Origin of the sequence: Pseudoxanthobacter sp., from assembly GCF_036822375.1 — a bacterium.
Taxonomy (GTDB): Bacteria; Pseudomonadota; Alphaproteobacteria; order Rhizobiales; family Segnochrobactraceae; genus Pseudoxanthobacter.
In genome coordinates, this window is the sequence record NZ_DAISHT010000038.1 from 1 (window position 1) to 23,768 (window position 23,768).

The window sequence follows — 23,768 nt, forward strand, 5'->3', positions numbered from 1 at the left end:
CCGGCCATCGCCGCGGCCTTCATCCGCTGGCTCGCCCCGGACAATTTCGATGCGGGGGGAGCCCAGCGGGAACAGCTTGCCGATCTGATGCCCGCCCGGGAGGAGTGAACGCGGCGACTGCGCCCGGCAGCGCCGCGTTCTTCGTCATGACCGTTCGATCGAGCTGTCCGCAGATGGACTGGCTGTGACCTTCATCTGACCCTGCGTCCTTGAGACGTGCAGTGCTGCAGCCCCGGCGAGAGATGCAAAGACATCTATTGAGCGCCTCTGACACGCTCCCACTCACGCTTCAGAAGCGCAGCGGACACGATTTCGAGGATGGGAATGAGGTTTTTGTTTCGGTATACTGTTGATTTTGAGTCAGTTAATTGTTTTATTTCTGGGATTTCATCCAGTTCTTTTTCTATATAATAGCTATTTTCTCCGGCTGCAAAGCAAAATATGCGAAGTATAAGTCTGTGATCTAATTCTGATGGATTAAGATATAACTTCAGTAAATTAAGATCATTGATATATTTATCATCTGGGATGGACGGAGATGTTTCTACAATATATTTGTATTGTGATATTAATTTTGCTATTATGATTCGGACTTTATTTATCCACTTTTGCCTGCTGTCTGCTCTAATTTTTGATTTTATTTGATCATAAGTTACAAAACATGCTGTTATTGAAGCTAATAATGCAATATATGCAGTTAGATTGCTATTTATGGACTCAAAAAAGCCGAGATTTATTCCATATATACAGCATGATTCTTTCTCGCTATGGCAAAATATAGGTTCTAGTATTATTTTGATAATAAAAGATATCGCAGTAAAAAATAAAACTTTCACAAACAACGATTCTATGGAAATCAACGATGCCATGGAAATAAATTTATGAGTACCATTTGAATTTATCTTATCTTTGTTGTTTATTATTTTTATTATATCGCTTGCTTTTGGCGGTTCTATTTTATTTGTACTACTGTTTGTCCACCACGCATATTTTGTCTGAAAATCAATCTGGCGCCATAAGTATAATAGAATTATTGATACTATTGATATATGTATTATATAATTTAATATATTATGAAAAAAATATTTAATTCATCGTATTGAATCAATAAAATTGAATACAAAACGATTATCGCCGATACTGGTATTCTGGGGATCTTCATATGGTTTTCTCGCTTTTCTCTGAGAAGCGCGGAACGGCTATCCGCTCGAAACTGTCTCGTGCATCAGGCCGATTTCACGATCTGAATTGACACTCCGACCACGCGTTTGAGCGCGCATCCGAGCAGAGCAACTCACACGAGGAAGCTACCCCGATTGATCTGGAGTCGCGATATCAATCGCAGATTGAAGTGTGCGACTTTCTGTGCGGATCGCCGCCTGCCGGCTGTGGCGGGATCGCCCCCTGCAGGTCGCGCATCGCGAGCGGCTGTTCGGCGTTGAGAGACGCGCGGCTGGTGCCGATAATTACCGCCTGCTAACCACAACGTGAAGGGATCGGCGGCCGGGCTGTCCGATCCTTTGGGTTTGCCGCCCGCGCGCCAATATAATCTGTCAGGACGCCCCTGCGGCGGTCCCCGAATCAGGGGCGCCACAGGCGCACCGCCTCCTTCCGGCGACGAGAGAACGGGCTGGAGACCTCAGATGACCAACCATCTCGTCTCGCTGATCCGCGAGCGGATGCCCGGCCCCGGAAAGATCTTCATCGACCCGGTGGGCGGACGCCGGCTGACCTATGGCGATCTCATCGGCCTTTCCGGCCGCATGGCGAATGCGCTCGTCAGCTATGGCGTGCGCCCGGGCGACCGCGTTGCCGTGCAGGTGGAAAAGAGCGTCGAGGCCATCGTTCTCTATATCGCCTGCCTGCGGGCGGGCGCGGTGTTTCTGCCGCTCAATCCCGCCTACACGCTGGTGGAGCTGGATTATTACATCGGCGATGCCGAGCCGCGCCTCGTCGTCGGCGCGCCGGAGGCGGAAGCCGGGCTGGAGACGGTGGCGCTGGCCCGCGCTGTGGACGCGGTGGCGACGCTGGGCACCGAGGCCGACGGCTCGCTGATGGAGCGCGTTGCCCACTTTCCGGCCGCCTTCGAGGATGTGCCGCGCGGGCCGGACGATCTGGCCGCCATCCTCTACACCTCCGGCACCACCGGCCGCGCCAAGGGCGCGATGATCACCCACGGCAATCTCGCCTCCAATGCGCTGGCGCTGGCCGATATCTGGCGCTTCACGCGCGAGGATGTGCTGATCCATGCGCTGCCGGTGTTCCACACCCACGGCCTGTTCGTGGCGGTGAACACGGTGATGATGGCCGGCGCCTCCATGCTGTTTCTGCCGAAGTTCGAGGCCGGCAGCGTCATCCACCTCATGCCGCGGGCCAGCGTGCTGATGGGGGTGCCGACCTTCTATGTCCGCCTGCTGCAGAACGAGGCGCTGACGAAGGAGGCCGCCCGGCACATGCGGCTGTTCATCTCCGGCTCTGCGCCGCTGCTGCCGGAAACCCACGCCGCCTTTGCCCAGCGCACCGGGCACGCCATTCTGGAACGCTACGGCATGACCGAGACCGGAATGATCGCCTCAAACCCGGTCGAGGGGCCGCGGGCGCCGGGCACCGTGGGGGTGCCGCTGCCGGGCGTTTCGGTGCGCATTTCCGATACCGGCACCGGGCTGCCGTCGTTGCGCGGCGACATCGGCATGGTGGAGGTGAAAGGGCCGAACGTGTTCCGCGGCTACTGGCGCCTGCCGGAAAAGACGCGGGCCGAGTTTCGCGAGGACGGCTACTTCATCACCGGCGATCTCGGGCAGTTCGACGAGCACGGCTACCTGAGCATCGTCGGGCGCGGCAAGGATCTGATCATTTCCGGCGGGCTCAATGTCTACCCGCGCGAGGTTGAGAGCGAGATCGACCAGCTGGCCGGCGTGGTGGAAAGCGCCGTCATCGGCCTGCCGCACGGCGAGTTCGGCGAGGCGGTGACGGCCATCGTGGTGCGGGCGGAAGGTGCCGTGCTGGACGAGGCGACGGTGATGCGCGCGCTCGACGGCCGTCTGGCCCGCTTCAAGCAGCCGAAGCGCGTGCTGTTCATCGAGGCCCTGCCGCGTAACGCCATGGGCAAGGTGCAGAAGGCGCTGCTGCGCGAAACCTACCGCGAGCTTTATGCGGCGGCGTCCGCCGGCTGAGCGTTCAGCCGGCCCCGCCCCGGGCCGGTGCGTCGGCCGGCTCCGCGGCTTCGCGGTTCTGCCCCGCCGCTTTCGCAAAGGCGCCCGGCGTCAGCCCCGTCGCAGCGCGGAAGCGCTGCGTCAGGTGGCTCTGGCTGGCAAAGCCGCAGGCGGCGGCAATTCCGGCCAGCGAAAGGGCTTCTCCGCGCGGCGGGCGGGCGATCATGTCGCGCGCGCGGGCAATGCGGCGGGCCAGCACGAAGGCATGCGGGCTTTCGCCGGCCGAGGCGCGGAACATGCGCGCGAAGTGATAGGGGCTGAGCCCGGCCACTGCCGCCAGATCGGCAATCGTCAGCGGCCGGTCGAGATGGGCTTCCACGAATGCCGTCACCCGCGCCAGCACCGCCGGCGCCAGCCCGCCCCGCACGACGAGCGGGCGGTGGCGGTTGGTGAAGCGCGCCGCGAGATAGGTGAACAGCATGTTCGCCGCCTGCGTCACGGCAATGCGCTCGGCCGGCTCGTCCCAGTTCAGCCGCAACACGCCGTGGCGGATGACGTTTTCCAGCGTCGCATCGCGGAAGAAGAACTCGTCGCGCAGTTCCACGGTGGCGGGATCGCTGTCGAGCGTCTCCTCCACCAGCCGGTCGAAGCTCGCCCGCGCGGCATAGAGATGGAACAGATGCACGGAGCCGGAGACATCCCATGTGGTCGTCACGTCGCCGGGCATCAGGCACAGCGCGCCGGTGCCGGGGCCGGCATGGCGGGCGCCGTTGTGAACCCGGCGGATGCCGCTGCCGCCTTCGACATAGAGGCTGAGCGTGTGGTGGTTGGGGCTGTCGTAGGAGGTGAAGACCGTTTCGTTGCGGTCCCAGAGCGCGGCTGCCATATCCGGCCCGAACTGCGAGGAGGCGCGCAGCGGCACGCCGGCGGCGTGCAGGTGGTGGAACACCGTCAGCGCATCGAGGCCGCCGGCCACGGCCGGCTGTGGCGATGACGAAACGCGGCTGTCGGTGGCGGGGTGCGGGGCCATGGCGGGCAGCAGAATCCGAAAAGGGCCGCCCCTCCGGCCCGTCCGCCGCAGGGGCGGCGCGGGCGGTGCCGGCGCAGGCTGGCGAAAGAACAGGTTGCATTCTTTCTAGAGCGGATGGGCGCGGGTGTCGATGCGCAGCCGCCGCACCGGCATGGCTGCGCGGCGCATCGCCGGCCGATTTCGGCGCAAGGATGTGACAGCCGGCGCAGGAACGTGACAGCGCATCGCCGGCCGATCTGCCACAACACCGGCGCGCCCCGCAGGCCTTCCGGGCCGGCGGACGGCGGGGAACTGACGTGAGGGCCGCCCGCGGGGCCGCCGGCCGATGCGGCCGCGGGGCCGGTCGCGGGGGCCCCCGTCTTATGTGCGGGAGGGCCGGCCTTGGTACCTGTTCTGTTTGCGGTGGTCGTCTTCGTCTGGGGCACGACCTGGATTGCCATTCACCTGCAACTGGGCGTGGTGCCGGCCGAGGTCTCCATCTTCTGGCGCTTCTCGCTGGCCGCGGCGGTGCTGTGGGGCTGGCTGCTCGTGTCCGGCCGGGTGCAGCGGGCGCGCTGGCGGGATCACCGCTGGTTCGCGGCGCTGGGGCTGACGCTGTTTTCGCTGAATTTCATGTTCATGTATGCCGCCACGCAGCATGTGGCGAGCGGGATCGTCTCGGTGGTGTTCACCATGGCGACGGTGTTCAACGCCCTCAATCAGTGGGCCTTCATGGGGCGCCGGCCTTCGGCGCGCACGCTCATCGGGGCGGCGCTCGGCATCGCCGGCATCGCCTTTCTGTTCGCGCACGATGTGCTGGATGTCGGGCTCGGTTCGGGCACCATTCTCGGTGTGCTGCTGGCGGCGGGCGGCTCCTATTGCTTCTCGCTCGGCAATCTCGCCTCGCTGCAGGCCACCCGCAGCGGCATCGACCTGCCCAATGCGGTTGCCCGCGGCATGCTGTGGGGCGCCGCGCTGCTGGCGGCAGTGGCGCTGATGCGGGGCTATCCGTTCATCGTGGACTGGCGGCCGGCCTATTTCCTCAGCCTGCTCTATCTGGCGGTGCCGGGCTCGGTCATCGGCTTCGTGGCCTACCTGTCGCTGGTGGCGCGGGTGGGGGCCGACCGGGCGGCCTATGCCACCGTGCTGTTTCCGGTGGTGGCGCTGACGATCTCCACCCTTGTGGAGGGCTATGAATGGACGCTGACGGCGTTCATCGGGCTGGCGCTGGTGCTGGCCGGCAACATCGTGGTGTTCGCGCGCTGGCCGGGGCGCAGGGCGGCCGCCTGAACCTCTATTGCGCGCCCGCAGCCGTCACCACGATGCGGCTGCGGTCGGCGCCCTGCCGCTCGATGCGGATCTGCACCGGAATACGGTCCTTCATCGCCTGCACATGGCTGACCACGCCAACCTTGCGGCCCTGTGCCTGAAGCGTTTCCAGCGCATCGATGGCGATATCGAGGCTTGCGGCATCGAGCGAGCCGAAGCCTTCGTCGATGAACAGCATGTCGACGAACGACTGCCGGCCCTCCAGCGCCGACAGCGCCAGCGCCAGAGCCAGCGACACCAGAAAGCGCTCGCCGCCGGAAAGGCTGCGGGTGGAGCGCACTTCGCCGGCCATTTCGCGGTCTTCCACCTGCAGGCCCAGTTCGGAGGCGGCCCGCGCCAGCCGGTAGCGCGGCTTCAGCACCGCAAGATGGCGGTTGGCAAGGTGGATCAGGCTGTCCAGCGTCAGCCCCTGTGCAAAGCGCTGGAACTTGTCGCCGCTTGCCGAGCCGACCGCCTCGCTGACAGCCTTCCACACCGCCGCCCGGTCGCGCGCGGCGGCGATTTCGCCGGCAAGATCGGCGGCGCGCTGCCGGGCCTCGTCGTCCTGCCGCATCTGCTCGGCGATGGCGCCGAGCCGCTGCTGGCGCGCGGTCGCGGCGGCCTGCGCGGCGGTGCGGCGGGCCTCCAGCGCCGGGGCATCTTCGGCCGGCAGGCCCGCGGCAATGAGGCCGGCAAGGCGCTGCTGCGCGGCCTCAACCGCCGCGGCGGCGTCGCGGACGGCTTCCCCGGCCTGCTGCAGGTGCCCGCGCAGGCTCGCAAGGACGGTGTCCGGCGTCGCCAGACGGGCGGCGACATCGGCCTCCGAAAGGCCGGCGGCCTGCAGGGCCTCATCCAGCGCCAGACGCGCGCTGGCCCGGCCGGCCTGCGCCTCCGCAAGCCGCTCGCACGCGCTGGCAAGGCCGGTCCGCGCCGCGGCAAGGTGCTGGCCGGCGGCCTGCACCCCGGCCTGTGCGGCGCGTTCGGCCGTGTCGGCCGCCCGCAGGCGGGCACCAAAGGCCGACCGGTGCGCCTCGGTGGCGGTGCCCTCCAGAAGCCCGGCCCGTGTCCGCTCCAGTTCTTCCAGCGCCTGCCGGCGCTGCTGCATCTGCCCGGCCGCCGCCGCCGCGGCCGCGGCCTGGGTTGCCGCGGTCGCCGCTGCGGCGCTGCAGTCCGGGCGCAGGCTCTCCAGATCGTCGCGCACGCTGCGTTCAGCGGCGGCGAGGGTGGCGAATTCGCCGGCAAGCGCGCGCAGCGTCGCCGCGCAGGCCGGCGCCCCGGCCCCGGCGGCAAGGCGCCCGGCCTGCACCAGTGCCTCCAGCGGGCCGGCAAGCTGCGCCCGGGCTTCCTCCGCCTGTCGCCCGGCACCGGCCGCGGCCGCTTCGGCCAGATCGCCTTCATGGACGGCGTCGGCGTGCCGCCCGGCAAGGCCGGCAAGGGTGCGCTGGGTATCGGCCAGACGGCTTTGCAGCGCCGCCCGCCGTTCGGTCAGGGCGTCGGATTCGCGGCGGCGCCGGCGCAGCGCCTCAAGGCTTTCCGCCGTCGCGGCGCGGGCCTCTTCCACCGCGGTGAGCACGGCGCGCAGGGTCTCTTCGCCGGCGGCGGTGAAATCGATTTCCGCCGCAGTCCCCGCAGTTGCTGTCTTCGCTGTTTCTGTCGCGGCAGGCAGCAGGCCGGCGGCGGCCCGGCGCACGGCTTCGCCGGCACCGCGCAGCGCGGCGTGGCACTGGCGGCCGGCATCGGTCAGCGCGGCGGCGGCGTCGTCGACAAGCTGCGCGGCGCGGTCGCGGGCGGCGGCGGCGCGGGCCAGCGCACTGTCGGCGGCCCGCTCATCGGCCTCGGCCGCGGCCAGCGCGGCTTCTGCGTCTGCGTTGCGGCTTCGGAAGCTCTCCACCATGGCGGCCAGCGAGCCGGTGGCGTGGCCGGGATGGTCGGTTGCGCCGCACACCGGGCACGGCTGGCCCGGTTCCAGTTCGGCCCGCAGTCGGGCCGCGGCCTCGCTGGCGGTGCCTTCGGCAAGCTGCAGGGCCTGCCGCGTGCCGCTGCGGGCTCCTTCCGCCCGAAGGCGCGCTGCGGCGGCCTGCGCATGCCGCGCGCCGGCGGCCTCCAGCGTCTGGCCGGCGGTTGCCAGCGCCGTCCGGCTTTCGGCCGCGCGGCCGGTTGCCGCTGAAAGGGCGGCGGTCGCCTCCAGTGCCGTGCCGAGCCGGGCAGCGGCGGCGTTCAGGTCTGCGGCGGCTGCGGAAAGGCCGGCCTCGTCCAGCCGGCGCAGATCGTCCTGCGCGGCGGCGAGCGCCGGGGCAAGGTCGTGCAGCGCCGCCTCATCCTGCTGCAGGCGGGCGTGCGCGGCGGCGATCTGCGCGGTGAGCGCGGCCGCCGTCTGACGGGCGCCGGCGGCGCGTGCCGTGGCTGCCTGTGCTTCGTCGCGGGCCTGTTCATGCCGGCCGGCGAGAGCGGCGAGGTCTTCGGCGCGGGCGGCGACCGCTTCGAGACCGGTGAGGGCGGTGCGCTGCGCGGCAAAGGCGGCGTGGCGGGCCTCCTGCTCGCCCAGCGCCCCGGCAAGGCGCCGGGCGTGCGCGGCCGCGGCCTCCGCCCCGGCGGCGGCACCGGCATGGGCCTCGCGCGCGGCGGCGGCCTCGCGCATGGCAGTGGCAACGGCGCCGTCGAGCCGGGCGGCCTCGTCCCACAGCGGCACCAGACGCTCGCCCTCGGCGCGCACGCCGGCGTGTGCGGCCGCGGCGGTGGCCAGCGCGGCGCGGGCCCTGGCTTCGGCTTCCTCGCCGGATCTGCACACTGCCTGCGCCGCCTCGACACGTCCGGTCGCGGTGGCCAGCGCGGCGTCCTCGCCGGCAAGGGTGGCGAAAATCGCCCGGAACGGCGCGGCGGCTTCCAGCGCCGCCAGTTGTGCGGCTTCGGGGGCGAGGGCCTCCCGCTCCGCGTCCCGCCGGGCGGCCGTGGCCTGCGCACGGGCGAGCGCGTCAAGAGCCTCGCCATGAAGGCGGTGCCGGTCGAGGCCGGCGTCGATGGCCGCCCGCTCGCCGGCGGCCGCGGCCTCTTCGGCGATCAGGTGCCGGCGTTCCGCCGCCAGCGCGGCGCGCGGCTCGTCTTCCATCAGGCCGATGGCATCGCGCCGCACTTCCAGCGCCCGGACGATCCCGGAGACAGCGACGTCCTCCTCATAGACCCGCTTCGACAGCCGGCGGTAGAGGTCGGTGCCGGTGATCATTTCCAGAAGGGCGGCGCGCTCCTTCACGTCGGCGCGCAGGAAGGCGTCGAACTCGCCCTGCGCCAGCAGGGCCGTGCGGCAGAACTGGCTGAAGGTGAGGCCGGTCAGTTCCTCGATGCGCGCCTTCACCTGCGCGGTGCCGGACAGCGCAGCCTGCGCGCTCTCCGGGGCGAGGGCGACGAGGGTGTGCTCGGCGTTCTGCAGCCGGCCGCTGGCCTTGCCGCGCGCCCGCCGGATGGCCCAGCGCACCCGCCAGGGGGCTCCGTCGAGAGCGATGAAATCGACCTCCGCAAAGGCCTCCGCCGCGCCCCGCCGCAGGATCGACTGCGGCCGGTCGGCCCGCGTCAGCTCGCCGGAGACATCGGCGATGTTCTCCTGCGCGTCCCCGGCGGCAAGGCGCGGGAAGGCGCCGTACAGCGCCAGACACAGCGCATCGAGCAGGGTCGACTTGCCGGAGCCGGTCTCGCCGGTGATGGCAAACAGACCGGCGGCGGCCAGCGGGCCGCGATCGAAGGTAACCTCGAACGGTTCGGCAAGGCTGGCCAGATTGCGGCCGCGCACGGCAAGCAGACGCATGGCTCAGTCCTCCCGCTGCAGGATGTGGTGGAAGGCGGCGAGGTGCGCCTCGCCCGGCGCCACGCCGTGGGTGGCCTCGAAGGCGCGGGCGAACAGGTCGGCCGGGTCGCATTCGGCAAGGCGCACCGGCGGGGGCGGTGCGGCGCCGGCATCGGCCGCCGCCGCGCTGCGCACGAAGCTGACATCCACCAGCCGCAGGCAGAGCGGCTCGGCGGCGCGCTCCAGATCGGCCTTGATGCCGCTCACCGGCCCGTCTGCGGCCACCACCGCCTGCACGAACGGCCACAGGCTGCGCGGCGTACCTTCCGCGGCGGCAACGGCGGCGAGCGCCGCTTCGGCGGCTGCCGGTGCAAGGGCGCCCTTCTCCGGCACGCGCAGGTGCGCGACCGGGCGGGGCAGGGGAACGGGCGTGATTTCGGCCGGCCCCGCACCGAGAGTGACGAGGCTGACGCCATGGCGATAGCCGCGTTCGGTCACCGACAGCGGAAACAGCGAGCCGGCATAGCGCACGTTCGCCCGGCCGGCAGCGTGGGGCTTGTGCAGGTGGCCGAGCGCGACATAGGCGAGATCGGCGGGGTAGAGATCGTGCGGCACGGCGTGCTCGCCGCCGATGAGGATGCGCCGTTCCGCACTGCGGCTGTCGTCGTCGGCTTCTCCGCCGATGACGTTGAGATGGCCGGTGACGACCAGCGGCGCCGGGCCGATGGCGGCGCGGGCGGCGCCGATCATCTCATCGTGCAGGCGGCGCACCGCGCGCACCACCGGCGAGCCGGCGGCCGGCTCCGCCTGCTGCCAGCTTTCGCCCAGACCCGGCAGATCGGCCGCGCGCGGATAGGGGATGGCCAGCACATGGGCGCCGGTGCGCCCGGCGGCATCGCGCACCGGCACCAGATGGCGGTCCAGATCGATGGCGCCGTCGCGGCGGTGGATGATGCCGACGGCATGGACGCCCAGCGCGGCAAACAGCGGCTGCGGCGCCTCGATGCGCCCGGCGGCATCGTGGTTGCCGGCCACCATGATCGTGGTCAGATGCGGCCGGACGCGGCGCAGCGCCACCAGCGTGTCATAGAGCAGGCGCATGGAATCGGCCGACGGGTTCATCCCGTCGAACACGTCGCCGGCAATGATCACCGCATCGACGGCCTGTGCTTCGGCAATGGCCGTAAGCGCGGCGAGGGCGGCGCGGTGCTCGTCTTCCCGCGGCCAGCCGTTCAGCGTCTGGCCAAGATGCCAGTCGGCCGTGTGCAGAATGCGGATCATGGACGATGACCTCCTGCGCACCCGGGCAGGGCGGCCGGCGGCGCGGCCGGCCGTTGCCCCTTTCAAGACGGGCGCCCTGCGGTTCTACTGCCACAGATGCGGCGGCGCGGTCGCTTGATTCGACGCGACCGCGGACGGTAAAGCCGGCGGAGCCGTTGCCCGCCCGCCGGAGATGCGGTGACAGGACACCGAGAGGAGACGCTTGACGATGACCACTGGCCGTTCGTTCCGTGCCCGCCCGTTCCGCACGCCTTCGGGCGACGAGGCCCCGCGCGGGGGCGCGCTGCGCCGCACGGTGCTGGCGGCGGCACTGTCCGGCGTGCTGATGCCCGGCTTTGCCGGGCTCGGCGGCGCTTTCTCCGGCGCCCTGATGCTGCCGGCGGCTGCCCTTGCGCAGGAAAATCTCCTGCAGGAGAGCGAGGATGCGCCGCTGGCCCCGCCGGATGCCAACACCGCCAAGGCCGATGCCGTGCTGACCGGCATGTCGGATTTTCTGGCCGCGCAGCCGGGCCTCTCGTTCCGGGCCGGCAGCTTCTTCGATCTCGACAAGAACGGCGATCTCGTCAAGCGCTTCGTCATGCATACGGTCAAGCTGAAGCGGCCCGACAAGGTTTATTTCCGGTCTGTCTTCGATGACGGCAACATTCTGGAGGGCTGGTTCGACGGCAAGCGCTACACGCTGGTGCGGCCGCTGCAGAAGACTTATTCGGTGCTCGATTACACCGGCACGGTCGACGATTTCGTGCAGTACATGGAAGAGCGCTTCAACATCCGCCTGCCGCTGGCCGATGTGATCTATTCCAACTTCATGGAGCAGCACGACCCCTTCATCGTGCAGACGAGCTATCTCGGCGACCGCACCATCGACAACGAGCATCTCGATCAGGTGCTGGTGGAGCTGCAGGATGCCGACTGGCAGATCTGGGTCACCGCCGGGCCGAAGCCGGTGCCGGTGCGGTTCCTGACCACCTATCTGCGCCCCGCCTCGCGGCCTGAATATATGGCGAGTTTCTATGACTGGAAATTCGGCGCGGGGCCGGATTCCGATTATACCGGTAAAATACCGGCCGGCTTTACGGAGACGGATTTCGGCCACGACTGACGGCGTTGTGACGGAACCGTTGCAGAAGTGCCGTTAGAATTGACCCGACCGATGGTTTTTACAGCGCGTTCCGGTTTAGTCTCGGCATGAGACGAAGCAGAGCGTCGGGAGGGCTCAGTGGGCGGTTCCATTCTTGTCATCAATGCCGGCAGTTCCAGTCTCAAGTTTGAGCTGTTTGCGATCGGCGGCGGGGGCCTGGAGCCCGCGCTGTCCGGCTATGTCTCCGGCATCGGCACCCATCCCCATCTCATCGTCCACACCGGCACCGGCGATGTCGTCACCGACGAGCGCTTCGAGGCGGCCGATGTGCCGGATGTGGAGGCCGCGCAGGATCTGGTCGGCGCGTGGATCAAGCCGGACATGAACCTGAGGGCGGTCGGCCACCGCGTGGTGCATGGCGGCGCGCTGTTCTCCGCACCCATCCGCATCACGCCGGAAACGATCCAGCAGCTTGAAAGCCTCGTGCCGCTGGCGCCGCTGCATCAGGGCGTCAACCTGGCCCCCATCCGCTCCATCCTGCGCCGCCGGCCGGATCTGCCGCAGGTTGCCTGCTTCGACACCGCCTTCCACCGCGGTCACCCGGAAGTGGCCGACCACCTGCCGCTGCCGGAATGGCTCTACGATGCCGGGCTGCGGCGCTATGGCTTCCACGGCCTGTCCTACGAGTACATCGCCGAGCGGCTGCAGGAAGTGGCGCCGGAGCTGGCGCGCGGACGCACCATCGTGGCCCATCTCGGCTCCGGCTGTTCCATGTGCGCCATGGTCGACGGCAAGAGCATGGAAAGCACCATGGGCTTTTCCACCCTCGACGGTCTGCCGATGGGCACCCGGCCGGGCCAGCTCGACGCCGGCGCGGTGCTGTGGCTGATCCGCGAGAAGGGCATGACCCCCGAAGCGGTGGAAGAGATGCTCTATCACGAGTGCGGCCTGAAGGGCCTTTCGGGCCTTTCCGGCGACATCCGCGACCTCATGGCCAGCGACAGCCCGCGGGCCGCCTTCGCGCTCGACTATTTCGTCTACCGCGTCGCCATGATGGCCGGGGCGCTGATCTCGGTGACCGGCGGCATCGATGGCTTCGTCTTCACCGCGGGCATCGGCGAGAAGGCACCGGCGATCCGCGCCCGGGTGGTCGAGCGGCTCAATTATCTGGGCTTCAGGCTGGACCCGGAGGCCAATGCCCACAACGAGACGCTGATCTCCACGCCCTACAGCAAGGTCAAGGTGCTGCGCGTGCCGACCAATGAGGAATTGATGATCGCGCGCCACACTTTGGCGCTGATCGGACCGGAATAGGGCGGGCAGCATCGTTCAGGCCGGCAGGCCGGAAGGCTGCGATTCGCTGGCACGGCGGGCATAACCGGGCCGGCAGGGATTTATTCACCCTGTGTTCATCCTTTTGCCCGCCAAGTGGTCAGGGAACAGAGTTCGGCCTGATCATTTCGGAGGAAGACCGATGAAGAAGCTTGTTGTGGCGGCTGTGCTGGCAATGGCTGTGGCCGGCTGCACGCAGGAGCAGACCAACCGCGGCGTGGTGGGCGGCGCTCTCGGTGCCGGCCTCGGTGCCGCGACCGGCGCGCTCATCACCCGCGATGCCGGCGGCGCGCTGGCCGGTGCGGCCATTGGCGGCGTGGGCGGTGCGGCCATCGGTGCCGGCACGGCGCCGGCGCAGCCGCAGCGCACCTGCACGGCCTATGACCAGTATGGCCGCGCCTATCAGGTGGCCTGCTGAGCGGGCAGCCGGCCGCGGCACAACGTGCCCGGCAGCGCGAAGCGACGAATCGCATGCGGAAGGCGCCCGGCAGGTCCGGGCGCCTTTTTCGTTGCCGGCTTCTGCGCTGCGGCGATGGCAGAGGCACAAGCCGGGGCAAAGGCAGAGGCAGACTCTTGGGCAGAGGCAGACTCTCGCGCCGGGTGGCGGCGGGGCGGTTTTTCTTTGCGCCGGCGGGGCCGGTGGCGCATGGCCGGCTCTTGCGGGCCGGCGGCGGCCGCGCTTAGCTTGCGGCCCGCCGGCCGCCACTGCCGGGCAGCACGGCGGCCCCTGATCCTGGAAGAGGCGCGCCGTGAATCCGCTGTTTGCCAACCTGCCGACGACCATCTTCGAGGAGATGTCGCAACTGGCCCGCACCCATGAGGCGATCAATCTCGGGCAGGGCTTTCCCGACGATGCCGGACCGGAGGATGTGCGCCGCAAGGCGGCGGAGGCGGTGCTCGACGGCTACAATCAATATCCCTCGATGATGGGCACGCCCGAGCTGCGCGCCGCCATCGCCGCCCATTATGCCCGCCATCAGGGCTTCGCACTGGATGCCGCAAGCGAGGTGCTCGTCACCTCCGGCGCTACCGAGGCGCTGGCCGCCTCCATCCTCGGCCTTGTCGCGCCGGGCGACGAGGTGGTGATCTTCGAGCCGGCCTACGATGCCTATCTGCCGCTCATCCGGCAGGCGGGCGGCGTGCCGCGCATCGTCAAGCTGGCGCCGCCCGAATGGCGCTTCACGGCCGCCGATCTCGCCGCGGCCATCGGCCCCAAGACGGCGCTGGTCATCATCAACAATCCCAACAATCCGGCCGGCGCGGTGTGGCCGCGGGCCGATCTGGAGCTGCTGGCCGATGCCATCGCCGGCACGCCGGCTGTCGTGGTCGCCGACGAGGTGTGGGAACATGTGGTGTTCGATGGCCGCAGCCATGTCTCGGTGCTGGCGGTGCCGGCGCTGCGCGAGCGGGCGGTGAAGATCGGCTCCGCCGGCAAGATTTTCTCGCTCACCGGCTGGAAGGTGGGCCTCGTCGCCGCCGCGCCGCCGCTGCTGCGCGCGGTCGCCAAAACCCACCAGTTCCTGACCTTCACGACCGCCCCCAACCTGCAGGCGGCCGTGGCCTACGGCCTTGGCAAGGACGACGCCTATTTCACGGGCATGCGGGCCCGCCTGCAGCAGCAGCGCGATTTCTTCACCGCCGGCCTGCGGGATGCGGGCTACAGCGTGCTGCCGAGCGCGGGCACCTATTTCGTCTGTGTCGACATTGCCCCGCTCGGCGCCGGAGACGATCAGACCTTCTGCCGGCGGCTGGTGGCAGAGGCCGGTGTGGCGGCAATCCCGGTTTCGGCGTTCTTCTCCGGCGAGGACCGCGTGCGCCATGTCGTGCGCTTCTGCTTTGCCAAGAACGAGGCAACGCTGTCGGCGGCGCTGCAGCGGCTGAAGGCCGCCGCGCCGGCCCCGGCGCTCTGAAGGGGAGCGGGACGATGGCACACTGGCGGCCGCCGGCCGAGATTAAGGTCAAAGCGCTGGCACTGGCGGTGCACGACGGCCGCTTTCTGGCCGAGGACGTGACCGACGATGCCGGCCGTCTGGTCGGCCTGCGGCCGCCCGGCGGAACGATGGAGTTCGGCGAAACGCGCGAGGCCACGCTCGTGCGCGAGATGGCCGAGGAAATCGGCGCTGAAATCGAGATCGCCGGCCCCTGGCAGGTGTTCGAGGCGATCTATTGTCACGAAGGCGCGCCGGGGCACGAGATCGTGTTTGCCGCGCCGGTGCGCTTTACCGATGCACGGTTCTGCGCCGGCCCGCCGCTGCCGTTCCGCGAGGACGACGGCACGCTGTGCCATGCGCGCTGGTGGCGCCCGGAAGAGGCGGTGGCGGCAGGACTGGCGCTCTATCCCGACGGCATTGCCGGGGCGCTTGCGGCGCTGCTGGCGACGGACGACTGACCCCGGCCGGCCTGAGGGGCCGGCAAAGGGGGGGCGGGAAGAAAACCGGGAAGGGACGGTGCGCCGGACCGGGCGCGGGCAAAAAAGCCCCGGCAGGCGGGCCGGCCCGGCAAGGCGGGGCCGGCCCGCCGCTTTCAGGCGGCAAGCCGCAGCGCGGACGGGTTGCGGCGGCGCAGGCGCCGGGCGGCGCGCTCAGCCGCATAGGCATCCGGGAAGGTTGCCCCCTCCAGCGCGCTGAAGGCGGAGGAGACCGCGTGGAAGGCGAAGCCGCCGGGCGCGCGGATCAGGATGCCGGCGGGATCGTCCTCGATTTCGATCAGATAGGTATCAAAGCTGGCCATGGTCGTGCTCCACCGCTTCCGGCGGCATCGTGCGGGCCGGACGAGCGGTTGAAAAAAAAGGTCGGATTGTTGTGGGGCCGGAGCCGGTGCGCGGCATCGCGGCCGGCATCGCTGCGGCAGACAAGGCAGGCAGGCGCGGAGCCGGCGGGGCTCAGGCCATGCGTTTGCCCGTGCGACAACACATTCGACAGGCACGACGCGTGGGGCGAAGGCTCCGGCGGGGCGCGAGGGAGGCGTCGATCATCGGCGATCTCCGGTTTCGGGCCACGGTAATACGGGACAAGCCGTCGTGGCGCTTTAGCGTTTGGTGTCGCGGCGCAAGCTGCGGGAGGTTCAAATCACCGCGGCGCCGGACCGCCCGGCGCATCTCTATATAACGACGGGACGGCCCCGGTTGCGAAGCATGGCTTTGCTTTCTGGGCGCCCCTGCGGATACGCCATGCCAAAAAAGCACACGCGCGCAGATGACGTCAAGCGGCGTATTTCGCGCCCTGATTGAGCTGTTCCAATGAAAAAACGCCGCCGGCGCGGGGCCGGCGGCGTTGCGGGGTTGGATAACGGTCCTGAAAAAGCGGCCGCGCCGCGAAAAAGGCCGGCCGCAGACAGGATCAGTTCGGCAGCTTGTCGTCGATGCCCTTCACATACCAGTTCATCGACAGGATATCCTTGTCGGGCAGGCTCTCGCCCTCGCCGATGACCTTGGTGCCATCCTGTTTGAAGATCGGGCCCTTGAACGGCTTCAGCGTGCCGGCCACGATGTCGGCCTCGGTCTTCTCGGCCAGCGCCTTCACGTCCGCCGGCATGTTGGTGTAGTCGGCCATCTTCAGCATGTGGGAGGCAAGGCCGCCCCAGGTGTCATCCGACTTCCACGTGCCGTCGATCACCGCCTTGGAGCGCTCCACATAATAGCCGCCCCAGGTGTTGACGATGGCGGTGAGCTGCGCCTTCGGGCCGAACTGGATCATGTCGGAATCCTGGCCGAAGGAGTAGATGCCGCGCGCCTCGGCAACCTGAGTGGCGGCCGGGCTGTCGGTGTGGGTGGCGAGCACGTCGGCGCCCTGATCGGCCAGCGCCTTGGCGGCATCGGCTTCCTTGCCCGGGTCGAACCAGGTGTTGACCCACACGATCTTGACCTTCAGGTCGGGGCGCACCGACTGAGCGCCGAGCATGAAGGCGTTGATGCCGGAGACCACTTCCGGAATCGGGAACGAGCCGATGTAGCCGACCGTGCCGCTCTTCGACATCTTGGCCGCGATCACGCCCTCGATGAAGCGGCCTTCATAGAAGCGGCCGGAATAGATGCCGACGTTCGGCGCGGTCTTGAAGCCGGTGGCGTGCTCGAACTTCACGTCCGGATGGCGCTTGGCCACCTTCAGCGTCGGCTCCATGTAGCCGAACGAGGTGGTGAAGATCAGCTTGTTGCCGTCGCGCACCAGACCTTCGATCACGCGCTCTGCGTCCGGGCCTTCCGGCACGTTCTCGACATAGTTGGTGACGACCACCTTTTCGCCGAGCGTTTCCTGCAGATACTTGCGCCCGACATCGTGCTGGTAGCTCCAGCCGAAGTCGCCGACGGGGCCGATATAGACGAACCCGACCTTCAGCGGCTCCTCGGCGCGGGCGAGGCCCGTGGCGGCCAGCGCCATTCCAAGACCGAGGGCGAGGCCCTTCAACAGGGTCTTCATCGTTACAGGCTCCTTGCTGTTGACTGTCTGATCGCCGGTGGCGGGCCTTGGCGGCTCACCGGTCGGGAACGAACGAGGTGCCGAGCGTGGCCGGGGCTCCGGTCCGCGAGCGGCGCATGGAAATGAGAACCAGCACCAGAATCGTCGCCACATAGGGCAGCGACGACATGAGCTGCGAGGGGATGGTAAGCCCTGCGCCCTGCGCATAAAGCTGCAGGATGGTGACAGCGCCGAAAAGATAGGCCCCGATCACCACGCGCCCCGGCAGCCAGGACGAGAACACCACCAGCGCCAGCGCGATCCAGCCGCGGCCGGCGGTCATGCCCTGCACCCAGAACGGCGTGTAGGCCATGGAGAGATAGGCCCCGGCAAGGCCGGCGCACGCGCCGCCGAACAGGATGGCATAGAAGCGCACCTTCAGCACCGGATGGCCGAGGGCGTGGGCGGAGACGTGGTTGTCGCCCACCGCCCGCAGCATCAGGCCGGTGCGCGTGCGGTTGAGGAACCACCACACCGCTGCCACCAGCAGGAACGAGGCATAGACGAACGCATCCTGCCCGAACACGACCGGGCCGACGAGCGGAATGTCGCTGAGGCCGGGCAGATAGATTTTCGGCACCGCCACGATCTGCTTGCCGACGAAGTTGGTGCCGATCAGCCCGGAAAGGCCGAGCCCCATGATGGTGAGCGCGAGGCCGGTGGCGACCTGATTGGCGGCGAAGGTGAGCACCATGATGGCAAACAGCGCGGCCATGAGGATGCCGCCGGCCATGCCGGCCACGACGCCGACCATGCCCGAGCCCGACAGGTAGGTGGCGGAAAAACCGCACACCGCACCCATCACCATCATGCCTTCGACGCCGAGGTTGAGAACGCCCGAGCGCTCGCACACCAGTTCGCCGATGGCGGCCAGCAGTAGCGGCGTGGAGGCGGTGATAACGGTGAGCAGGGCGGCCTGAAAAATATCCATCTCACTTGTTCCCCGCTGCGGTCTCGGTTCCGGACGGCGCGACATGCACCGGCCGCACGATCCGGATCCGGTAGAGAATGAGGGTGTCGCAGGCCAGCACATAGAACAGCAGCGCGCCCTGCACGACCTTGGTCAGATCCAGCGGCAGGCCCATGGCGATCTGCGCCTGTTCGCCGCCGATGAAGGTGACCGCCAGCGCCAGCCCGGCCACGAGAATGCCGACCGGGTTGAGGCGGCCGAGGAAGGCGACGATGATGGCGGTGAAGCCGTAGCCCGGAGAGATGGTGGGCATGAGCTGGCCGATCGGACCGGCCACCTCGATGAGGCCGGCAAGGCCGGCAAAGGCACCGGAGATGACGAACGTCATCACCACCATGCGCTTGTCGTTGAAGCCGGCGAAGCGGGCCGCGCGCGGCGCCTGACCGACCACGCGCACCTCGAAGCCCGCCAGCGTGCGGCGCAGGACGAAGGCGGCGACGATGACGATGACGAGAGTGACGAGCACGCCGGCGTGCAGGCGGCCGCCGCCGAGCACCGGCATCACCGCCGCGGTATCGAACATGGCCGTCTGCGGAAAGTTGAACCCCATCGGATCGCGCCAGGGGCCGCGCACCATGTAATCGATGCCGAGCTGGGCGACATAGACCAGCATCAGGCTGGTGAGAATTTCGCTCGCCCCGAAGGCCACCTTGAGAATGGCCGGGATGAGCGCGCACAGCGCACCGCCGACGGCACCCAGCACGAGCATCAGCGGCAGCACCCACCAGGCCCCGGTCGGGCCGAAGGTGAGCGCGGCCCAGCCGCCGAGCAGGGCGCCGCAGATATATTGCCCCTCCGCGCCGATGTTCCACGCATTGGCGAGGTAGCAGAACGACAGGCCGACGGCGATCAGCACCAGCGGCGAGGCCTTCACCGCCAGTTCCTCAAGGCTCCACAGGCTGGTGAACGGCTCAAGGAAATAGGTGGCGAGGCCGGAGACCGGGTTGACGCCGACGGCGGCGAACAGCACCCCGGCCGTGACGACGGTGAGGGTGACGGCGATCAGCGGCGACAGCAGCGCCATGCGCCGCGAGCGCTCGGGGCGCTTTTCCAGCTCAATGCGCAACGGCCGCCTCCATGCTTTCTCCGCCCGCGGTGTCGCTGGCAGAAGCCCCGCCCATCAGCAGGCCGATCTTCTCCAGCGTCAGGTCGGCGGCAGGATAGGTTTCCGACAGGTGGCCGTGGGCGATGACGGCGATACGGTCTGCGATCTCCAGGATTTCGTCGAGATCCTGACTGATGACCAGCACGGCGGCGCCGCCGCGGGCCAGATCGATCAGCGCCTGACGGATGGTGGCGGCAGCGCCCGCATCCACGCCCCATGTCGGCTGGTTGACGATGAGCACGCCGGGCTTTGCCAGCACCTCGCGCCCGACGACGAATTTCTGCAGGTTGCCGCCGGAAAGGCTGCCGGCCTCCGGGTCGCGCCCGCCCTTGCGCACGTCGAAGGCATCGATGACGGCCTGCGACATCGCCTTCGCCCGGGCGGCCATCAGCACGCCGCCCTTCACCAGCCCCGCCGTGGCGTGGCGGGTGAGGATGATGTTGTCGGAAAGCCGCATCCGCGGCGCGGCGCCGTGGCCGAGGCGCTCTTCCGGCACGAAGCTCGCGCCAAGCCGGCGGCGCTGGGTGATGCCGAGAGCGCCGACCGGCCGGCCGTCGATGGTCACCGCAGCGGCGGGGCTGCGCCGCTCGCCGGACAGGGCATCGAAGAACTCGCCCTGTCCGTTGCCGGCAACCCCGGCGATGGCGACGATTTCACCGCCCTTCACCGACAGCGAGATCGATTTCAGCGCCATGCCGAACATATCCGGCGAGGGCAGCGACAGGTTCTGCACGCCGAGGCGCACGCTCGTCTGCGCGCTGGCGCTGGCGGGCGGGCGCTCGATGGCCTTCACCTCGCTGCCGACCATCAGCCGGGCAAGGCTCTTGGCGGTTTCGCGCGAGGGATCGACATGGCCGACCACCTTGCCCTGCCGCAGCACGGTGCCGCCGTCGCACAGCACGCGCATCTCGTCGAGGCGGTGGGTGATGTAGAGAATCGAGCGCCCTTCGGCGGAAAGCCGCCGCAGGGTGGCGAACATCTGGTCGGCCTCCTGCGGGGTCAGCACCGAGGTCGGCTCGTCCATGATCAGCAGTTCGGGGTCCTGCAGCAGCGCGCGCACGATTTCGATGCGCTGGCGCTCGCCGACCGAGAGGTCGTGCACGATGCGGGTCGGGTCCAGCGACAGGCCGAAGGAGGCGGAGACCTCCTCGATTCGCCGCGTGATCTCCGCCAGAGACTGATCGCCCGGCATGCCGAGGGCGACGTTCTCAGCCACCGTCAGCGCCTCGAACAGAGAGAAGTGCTGGAACACCATGCCGATGCCCAGCGCCCGCGCCTCGGCCGGGTTGGGAATGACGACCGGCTTGCCGTGCCAGAGAATCTCGCCCTCGTTCGGCTGCAGGGCGCCGTAGAGAATCTTGACCAGCGTCGATTTGCCGGCGCCGTTTTCGCCCAGCAGGGCATGAATCTCGCCACGATGGATGGTCAGATCCACCGCATTGTTCGCCGTCAGCGGTCCGAACCGTTTGGTGATGCCTCTGGCTTCCAGCACCACCGGGCGGTTGCCGGCCGCTGCGCCTGCCCCCTCTGTCATGAGTTTCTCCCCTCCGTGACAGATCCGAACTATAATGAATGCGTTTTGGGCATGCCAACAGTTTGAGCGCCGGTGCGCCACCATGCGTTGATTTGCGCGGGGGAACGCGGTGCCTGAGGGGGTTGCGGAAGGCCGGATCGCTGCCGGGCGGTGCCGGATCGTACTGTGCGGTGCCGGGTCTCAGCAGATGCCGCCGGCTCCGCAGGGGCCAGAGCCCGGGTTCCGCCCGGTCCAGCGCGCGTGACGGCTGTGCAACCCGACAGAAAGGCGGGCCGCGGCCACCGGCGCAGCGTGTGCGGCCGGACGAAAACGCTTTGCGTCCAGCGGATTGTGGACACTGTGCAGAAAATCGGACTGGAGAGGATCGTCAGCGGAAGATGGCGCGCCCTAGGGGAATCGAACCCCTCTCTCCACCGTGAAAGGGTGGCGTCCTGACCGATAGACGAAGGGCGCTGGCCGGAGAAGCGTTACCGCGTTCCCGCTGACGTGAGGCGGTTTATAGCAGGCATTTTTCCCGGAGCAAGGGGGGAGTTCTGCCTTCCTGCCGCGCTGGGGAAAACTCAGTCGCGGCCTGTGGATGGCATCCGGCCGGCTGAGCCCGCGGCTGTGCCGGCCGGCGCGGCCTCACCAGTGGCCGGTGCTGGCCATCGAAACCCACGGTTCGGCCGGGGCAAGGGCGCCGCCCTTCTGCAGCAGCTCGATGGAAATGCGGTCCGGCGAGCGGACGAAGGCCATGTGCCCGTCGCGCGGCGGCCGGTTTATGACGACGCCGGCCGCGGCAAGGCGCTGGCAGATGGCATAGATATCGTCGACCTCGAAGGCGAGATGGCCGAAATTGCGCGCCTCGCCATAGTCTTCCGGGTCCCAGTTATAAGTCAGCTCAAGCAGCGGCGCGGCTTCCGCGCGCCCGCGCGCGGCATCCTGCGGGGCTGCCAGAAAGACCAGCGTGAAGCGGCCCTTCTCGTTCTCCAGCCGCCGCACCTCCTCAAGACCGAGAAGGCCGACATAGAAATCGAGTGCGGCCGCCAGGTCGGCCACGCGAACCATAGTGTGGAGATAACGCATCTGTCTCTTCCGGGAAGGCTGCAGGGGAGGGGCGTGATGCCTCGCGGCAACAATGGAGGGGCAACCGGCGCAGAGCTGTCAGATTTTGGTCGAAATCCGGTGGCCGGCCGGTCGGGGAATGCTATCCTTCTTAATCAAATCCTAACAGTCAGCCGTCGGTGGCGATAGCGTACGGGGCCCGATCCGGAATGGGTGGCAAGAGCAGAGACACGATTGGGCCTGCTGTGAGTGAGGCCGTCGCGTCAGCCACGCACGAATTCGGGCGTTTCAGCGCCGGAAGTGCGGATCGCGAGCGGGACAGCGACGGCGCCGCTGCCGGCGACGAGCAGATTCTGGAGCTGGCCGGCGTCATCAAGTGGTTCGATCTCGCCAAGGGCTATGGTTTCATCATCCCCGACAACGGCCTGCCCGATGTGCTGCTGCATGTGAGCTGCCTGCGGCGCGACGGTTTCCAGACGGCCTATGAGGGCGCGCGAATCGTGGTCGAGGTGCTGGACCGCACCCGCGGCCTGCAGGCGCTGCGCGTTCTTTCCATGGATGCCTCGGCCGCCCCCCATCCCTCGCAGCTTCCGCCGCCGCGCACCAACGTTCAGGTCGTCGCCACCAGCGCGCTGGAGCCGGCGAAGGTGAAGTGGTTCAACCGCATCAAAGGGTTCGGTTTTCTCACCCGCGGCGAGGGCACCGAAGACATCTTCATCCACATGGAAACGCTGCGCCGCTATGGCCTGACCGAGCTGCGGCCGGGGCAGGGCGTTCTGGTGCGCTACGGTCAGGGCCCCAAGGGCCTGATGGCTGCCGAAATCCGGCCCGAAACGGGCGATACCATTCCCTCCTCCCATTAAGGCGATCTGCGCCGGCGCTTCGCTGCCGGGCGGTTGCCATTCCAGACAGGTGTCGGGTGTCCGGCGGCTGTGCGGCAGGGATGCTGCGCGGCCGGCCGGCTGTCGTGGCATGGCCGGGCGCGCACAGGGCTTGTGCGGGTCCGGTGCGGCACCGGCAGGTGCGGAAGGCAGGCAAGGTCAGATATGGACGTCAGCTTTTTCTCCCGGCGCATGGCGCCGGTGCTGCCGGTGGCGCAGCGATTCACGCGGCGAGCGGCCGGGGCGGGGCGCCGGCGCCTGATCGCGCAGGCTGCCGGCCTGATGGCGCTGGCGCTGGCCGCTTTGGCGCCGGGCGGCGGCGTTGCGCTGGCCGACGAACCGCTCGTCGCCGTCACCGCCCATGGCCGCACTACGCTGACGGTGGAACTGGCCGACGATCCGACCGAGCGCGCGCGCGGCCTGATGTTCCGGGAAGCGCTGCCGGCCGATCACGGCATGCTGTTCGATTTCGGCACGACGGCCGATGTCGCCTTCTGGATGAAGAACACGCCGCTGTCGCTCGACATGATCTTCATCCGCGAGGACGGTGAGGTGGTGCGCGTGGTGCCCAACACCGTGCCCTATTCCACCACCGAGATTCCCTCCGGCGCGCCGGTGCGGTTCGTGCTGGAGGTGGAAGCCGGCACCGCCCGCCGTCTTGGCATCACCGCGGGCACGCGCTTTGAGGGCGAGCGCTTCCTGAAGCCGTGATCCACAGCCCGCGTTGCGCCTGCGTACCGGATGGCTTATCAAGAAGCGCCCCGGCAACGGGGCCACGACGTGGTTGCGGGGTATAGCTCAGCCTGGTGGAGCACCGGTTTTGGGAACCGGGGGTCGCAAGT

At 68.1% G+C, this 23,768-nt stretch carries 19 protein-coding genes and 1 tRNA gene; 9 read left to right on the top strand and 11 right to left on the bottom strand.

Going from position 1 to position 23,768, the window contains the following annotated elements; all coding sequences use genetic code 11:
* Positions 1 to 254: 254 nt before the first annotated feature.
* On the bottom strand, positions 255 to 869 hold the full coding sequence (locus V7067_RS05980) for a hypothetical protein (RefSeq protein WP_334174971.1): 615 nt from the start codon (positions 867 to 869) through the stop codon (positions 255 to 257).
* A gap of 774 nt (positions 870 to 1,643) precedes the next feature.
* Here V7067_RS05980 and V7067_RS05985 point away from each other — a divergent pair.
* Complete coding sequence (locus tag V7067_RS05985) at positions 1,644 to 3,173, top strand: malonyl-CoA synthase (protein ID WP_334174972.1); 1,530 nt, start codon at positions 1,644 to 1,646, stop codon at positions 3,171 to 3,173.
* Positions 3,174 to 3,177: 4 nt separating this feature from the next.
* Here the strand turns inward: V7067_RS05985 and V7067_RS05990 are convergent, their stop codons facing one another.
* Positions 3,178 to 4,182, bottom strand: a complete 1,005-nt coding sequence (locus V7067_RS05990) for an AraC family transcriptional regulator (protein WP_334174973.1) — start codon at positions 4,180 to 4,182, stop codon at positions 3,178 to 3,180.
* 381 nt (positions 4,183 to 4,563) lie between these two features.
* Here V7067_RS05990 and V7067_RS05995 point away from each other — a divergent pair, with 381 nt between their 5' ends.
* Entirely contained in the window at positions 4,564 to 5,451 is an 888-nt protein-coding gene (locus V7067_RS05995; protein ID WP_334174974.1) for an EamA family transporter, read from the top strand.
* A 4-nt stretch (positions 5,452 to 5,455) separates the two neighbouring features.
* On the opposite strand, the gene V7067_RS06000 is transcribed toward V7067_RS05995, so the two are convergent.
* Both V7067_RS06000 and sbcD read right to left on the bottom strand, forming a co-directional pair.
* Positions 5,456 to 9,265, bottom strand: a complete 3,810-nt coding sequence (locus tag V7067_RS06000; protein WP_334174975.1) for an AAA family ATPase — start codon at positions 9,263 to 9,265, stop codon at positions 5,456 to 5,458.
* Positions 9,266 to 9,268: 3 nt separating this feature from the next.
* The gene (gene sbcD, locus V7067_RS06005; protein ID WP_334174976.1) at positions 9,269 to 10,525 is read right to left on the bottom strand and encodes an exonuclease subunit SbcD; all 1,257 of its coding nucleotides are present in this window, start codon (positions 10,523 to 10,525) and stop codon (positions 9,269 to 9,271) included.
* Between the two features lie 208 nt (positions 10,526 to 10,733).
* Between sbcD and V7067_RS06010 the strand changes: the two genes are divergently transcribed.
* From V7067_RS06010 to V7067_RS06030, 5 genes are all read left to right on the top strand, one after another.
* Positions 10,734 to 11,627, top strand: coding sequence for a DUF2092 domain-containing protein (locus tag V7067_RS06010; RefSeq protein ID WP_334174977.1), 894 nt, complete (start codon positions 10,734 to 10,736; stop codon positions 11,625 to 11,627).
* Positions 11,628 to 11,744: 117 nt separating this feature from the next.
* The gene (locus tag V7067_RS06015; RefSeq protein ID WP_334174978.1) at positions 11,745 to 12,920 is read left to right on the top strand and encodes an acetate/propionate family kinase; all 1,176 of its coding nucleotides are present in this window, start codon (positions 11,745 to 11,747) and stop codon (positions 12,918 to 12,920) included.
* A 160-nt stretch (positions 12,921 to 13,080) separates the two neighbouring features.
* The gene (locus V7067_RS06020) at positions 13,081 to 13,356 is read left to right on the top strand and encodes a bacteriocin (RefSeq protein WP_334174979.1); all 276 of its coding nucleotides are present in this window, start codon (positions 13,081 to 13,083) and stop codon (positions 13,354 to 13,356) included.
* A gap of 331 nt (positions 13,357 to 13,687) precedes the next feature.
* Positions 13,688 to 14,848 (top strand): aminotransferase, encoded by a 1,161-nt coding sequence (locus tag V7067_RS06025; protein ID WP_334174980.1) that lies wholly within the window; start codon positions 13,688 to 13,690, stop codon positions 14,846 to 14,848.
* 14 nt (positions 14,849 to 14,862) lie between these two features.
* Positions 14,863 to 15,327: an NUDIX domain-containing protein gene (locus V7067_RS06030; RefSeq protein ID WP_334174981.1), complete on the top strand. Its 465-nt coding sequence runs from the start codon at positions 14,863 to 14,865 to the stop codon at positions 15,325 to 15,327.
* Between the two features lie 134 nt (positions 15,328 to 15,461).
* Here V7067_RS06030 and V7067_RS06035 read toward each other — a convergent pair whose 3' ends face one another.
* The 7 genes from V7067_RS06035 to V7067_RS06065 all read right to left on the bottom strand — a co-directional run bounded on the left by V7067_RS06035 (position 15,462) and on the right by V7067_RS06065 (position 22,066).
* On the bottom strand, positions 15,462 to 15,668 hold the full coding sequence (locus tag V7067_RS06035) for a hypothetical protein (RefSeq protein WP_334174982.1): 207 nt from the start codon (positions 15,666 to 15,668) through the stop codon (positions 15,462 to 15,464).
* 608 nt (positions 15,669 to 16,276) lie between these two features.
* Complete coding sequence (locus tag V7067_RS06040) at positions 16,277 to 17,353, bottom strand: BMP family ABC transporter substrate-binding protein (RefSeq protein ID WP_334174983.1); 1,077 nt, start codon at positions 17,351 to 17,353, stop codon at positions 16,277 to 16,279.
* A gap of 55 nt (positions 17,354 to 17,408) precedes the next feature.
* Positions 17,409 to 18,323, bottom strand: coding sequence for an ABC transporter permease (locus V7067_RS06045; RefSeq protein ID WP_334174984.1), 915 nt, complete (start codon positions 18,321 to 18,323; stop codon positions 17,409 to 17,411).
* Between the two features lies 1 nt (position 18,324).
* Positions 18,325 to 19,428 (bottom strand): ABC transporter permease, encoded by a 1,104-nt coding sequence (locus V7067_RS06050; protein WP_334174985.1) that lies wholly within the window; start codon positions 19,426 to 19,428, stop codon positions 18,325 to 18,327.
* The gene (locus tag V7067_RS06055) at positions 19,418 to 21,001 is read right to left on the bottom strand and encodes an ABC transporter ATP-binding protein (RefSeq protein WP_334174986.1); all 1,584 of its coding nucleotides are present in this window, start codon (positions 20,999 to 21,001) and stop codon (positions 19,418 to 19,420) included. Before V7067_RS06055 ends, V7067_RS06050 begins: the two co-directional genes overlap by 11 nt.
* A gap of 378 nt (positions 21,002 to 21,379) precedes the next feature.
* A tRNA-Glu gene (locus V7067_RS06060) sits at positions 21,380 to 21,454 on the bottom strand.
* A gap of 171 nt (positions 21,455 to 21,625) precedes the next feature.
* The gene (locus V7067_RS06065; RefSeq protein WP_334174987.1) at positions 21,626 to 22,066 is read right to left on the bottom strand and encodes a VOC family protein; all 441 of its coding nucleotides are present in this window, start codon (positions 22,064 to 22,066) and stop codon (positions 21,626 to 21,628) included.
* 224 nt (positions 22,067 to 22,290) lie between these two features.
* Between V7067_RS06065 and V7067_RS06070 the strand changes: the two genes are divergently transcribed.
* Positions 22,291 to 22,908 (top strand): cold-shock protein, encoded by a 618-nt coding sequence (locus V7067_RS06070; protein WP_334174988.1) that lies wholly within the window; start codon positions 22,291 to 22,293, stop codon positions 22,906 to 22,908.
* Positions 22,909 to 23,208: 300 nt separating this feature from the next.
* Positions 23,209 to 23,637 carry a DUF192 domain-containing protein gene (locus V7067_RS06075; RefSeq protein WP_334174989.1) on the top strand — a complete coding sequence of 143 codons (429 nt, stop codon included), beginning with the start codon at positions 23,209 to 23,211 and terminating at the stop codon, positions 23,635 to 23,637.
* The last annotated feature ends 131 nt before the right edge of the window (positions 23,638 to 23,768 follow it).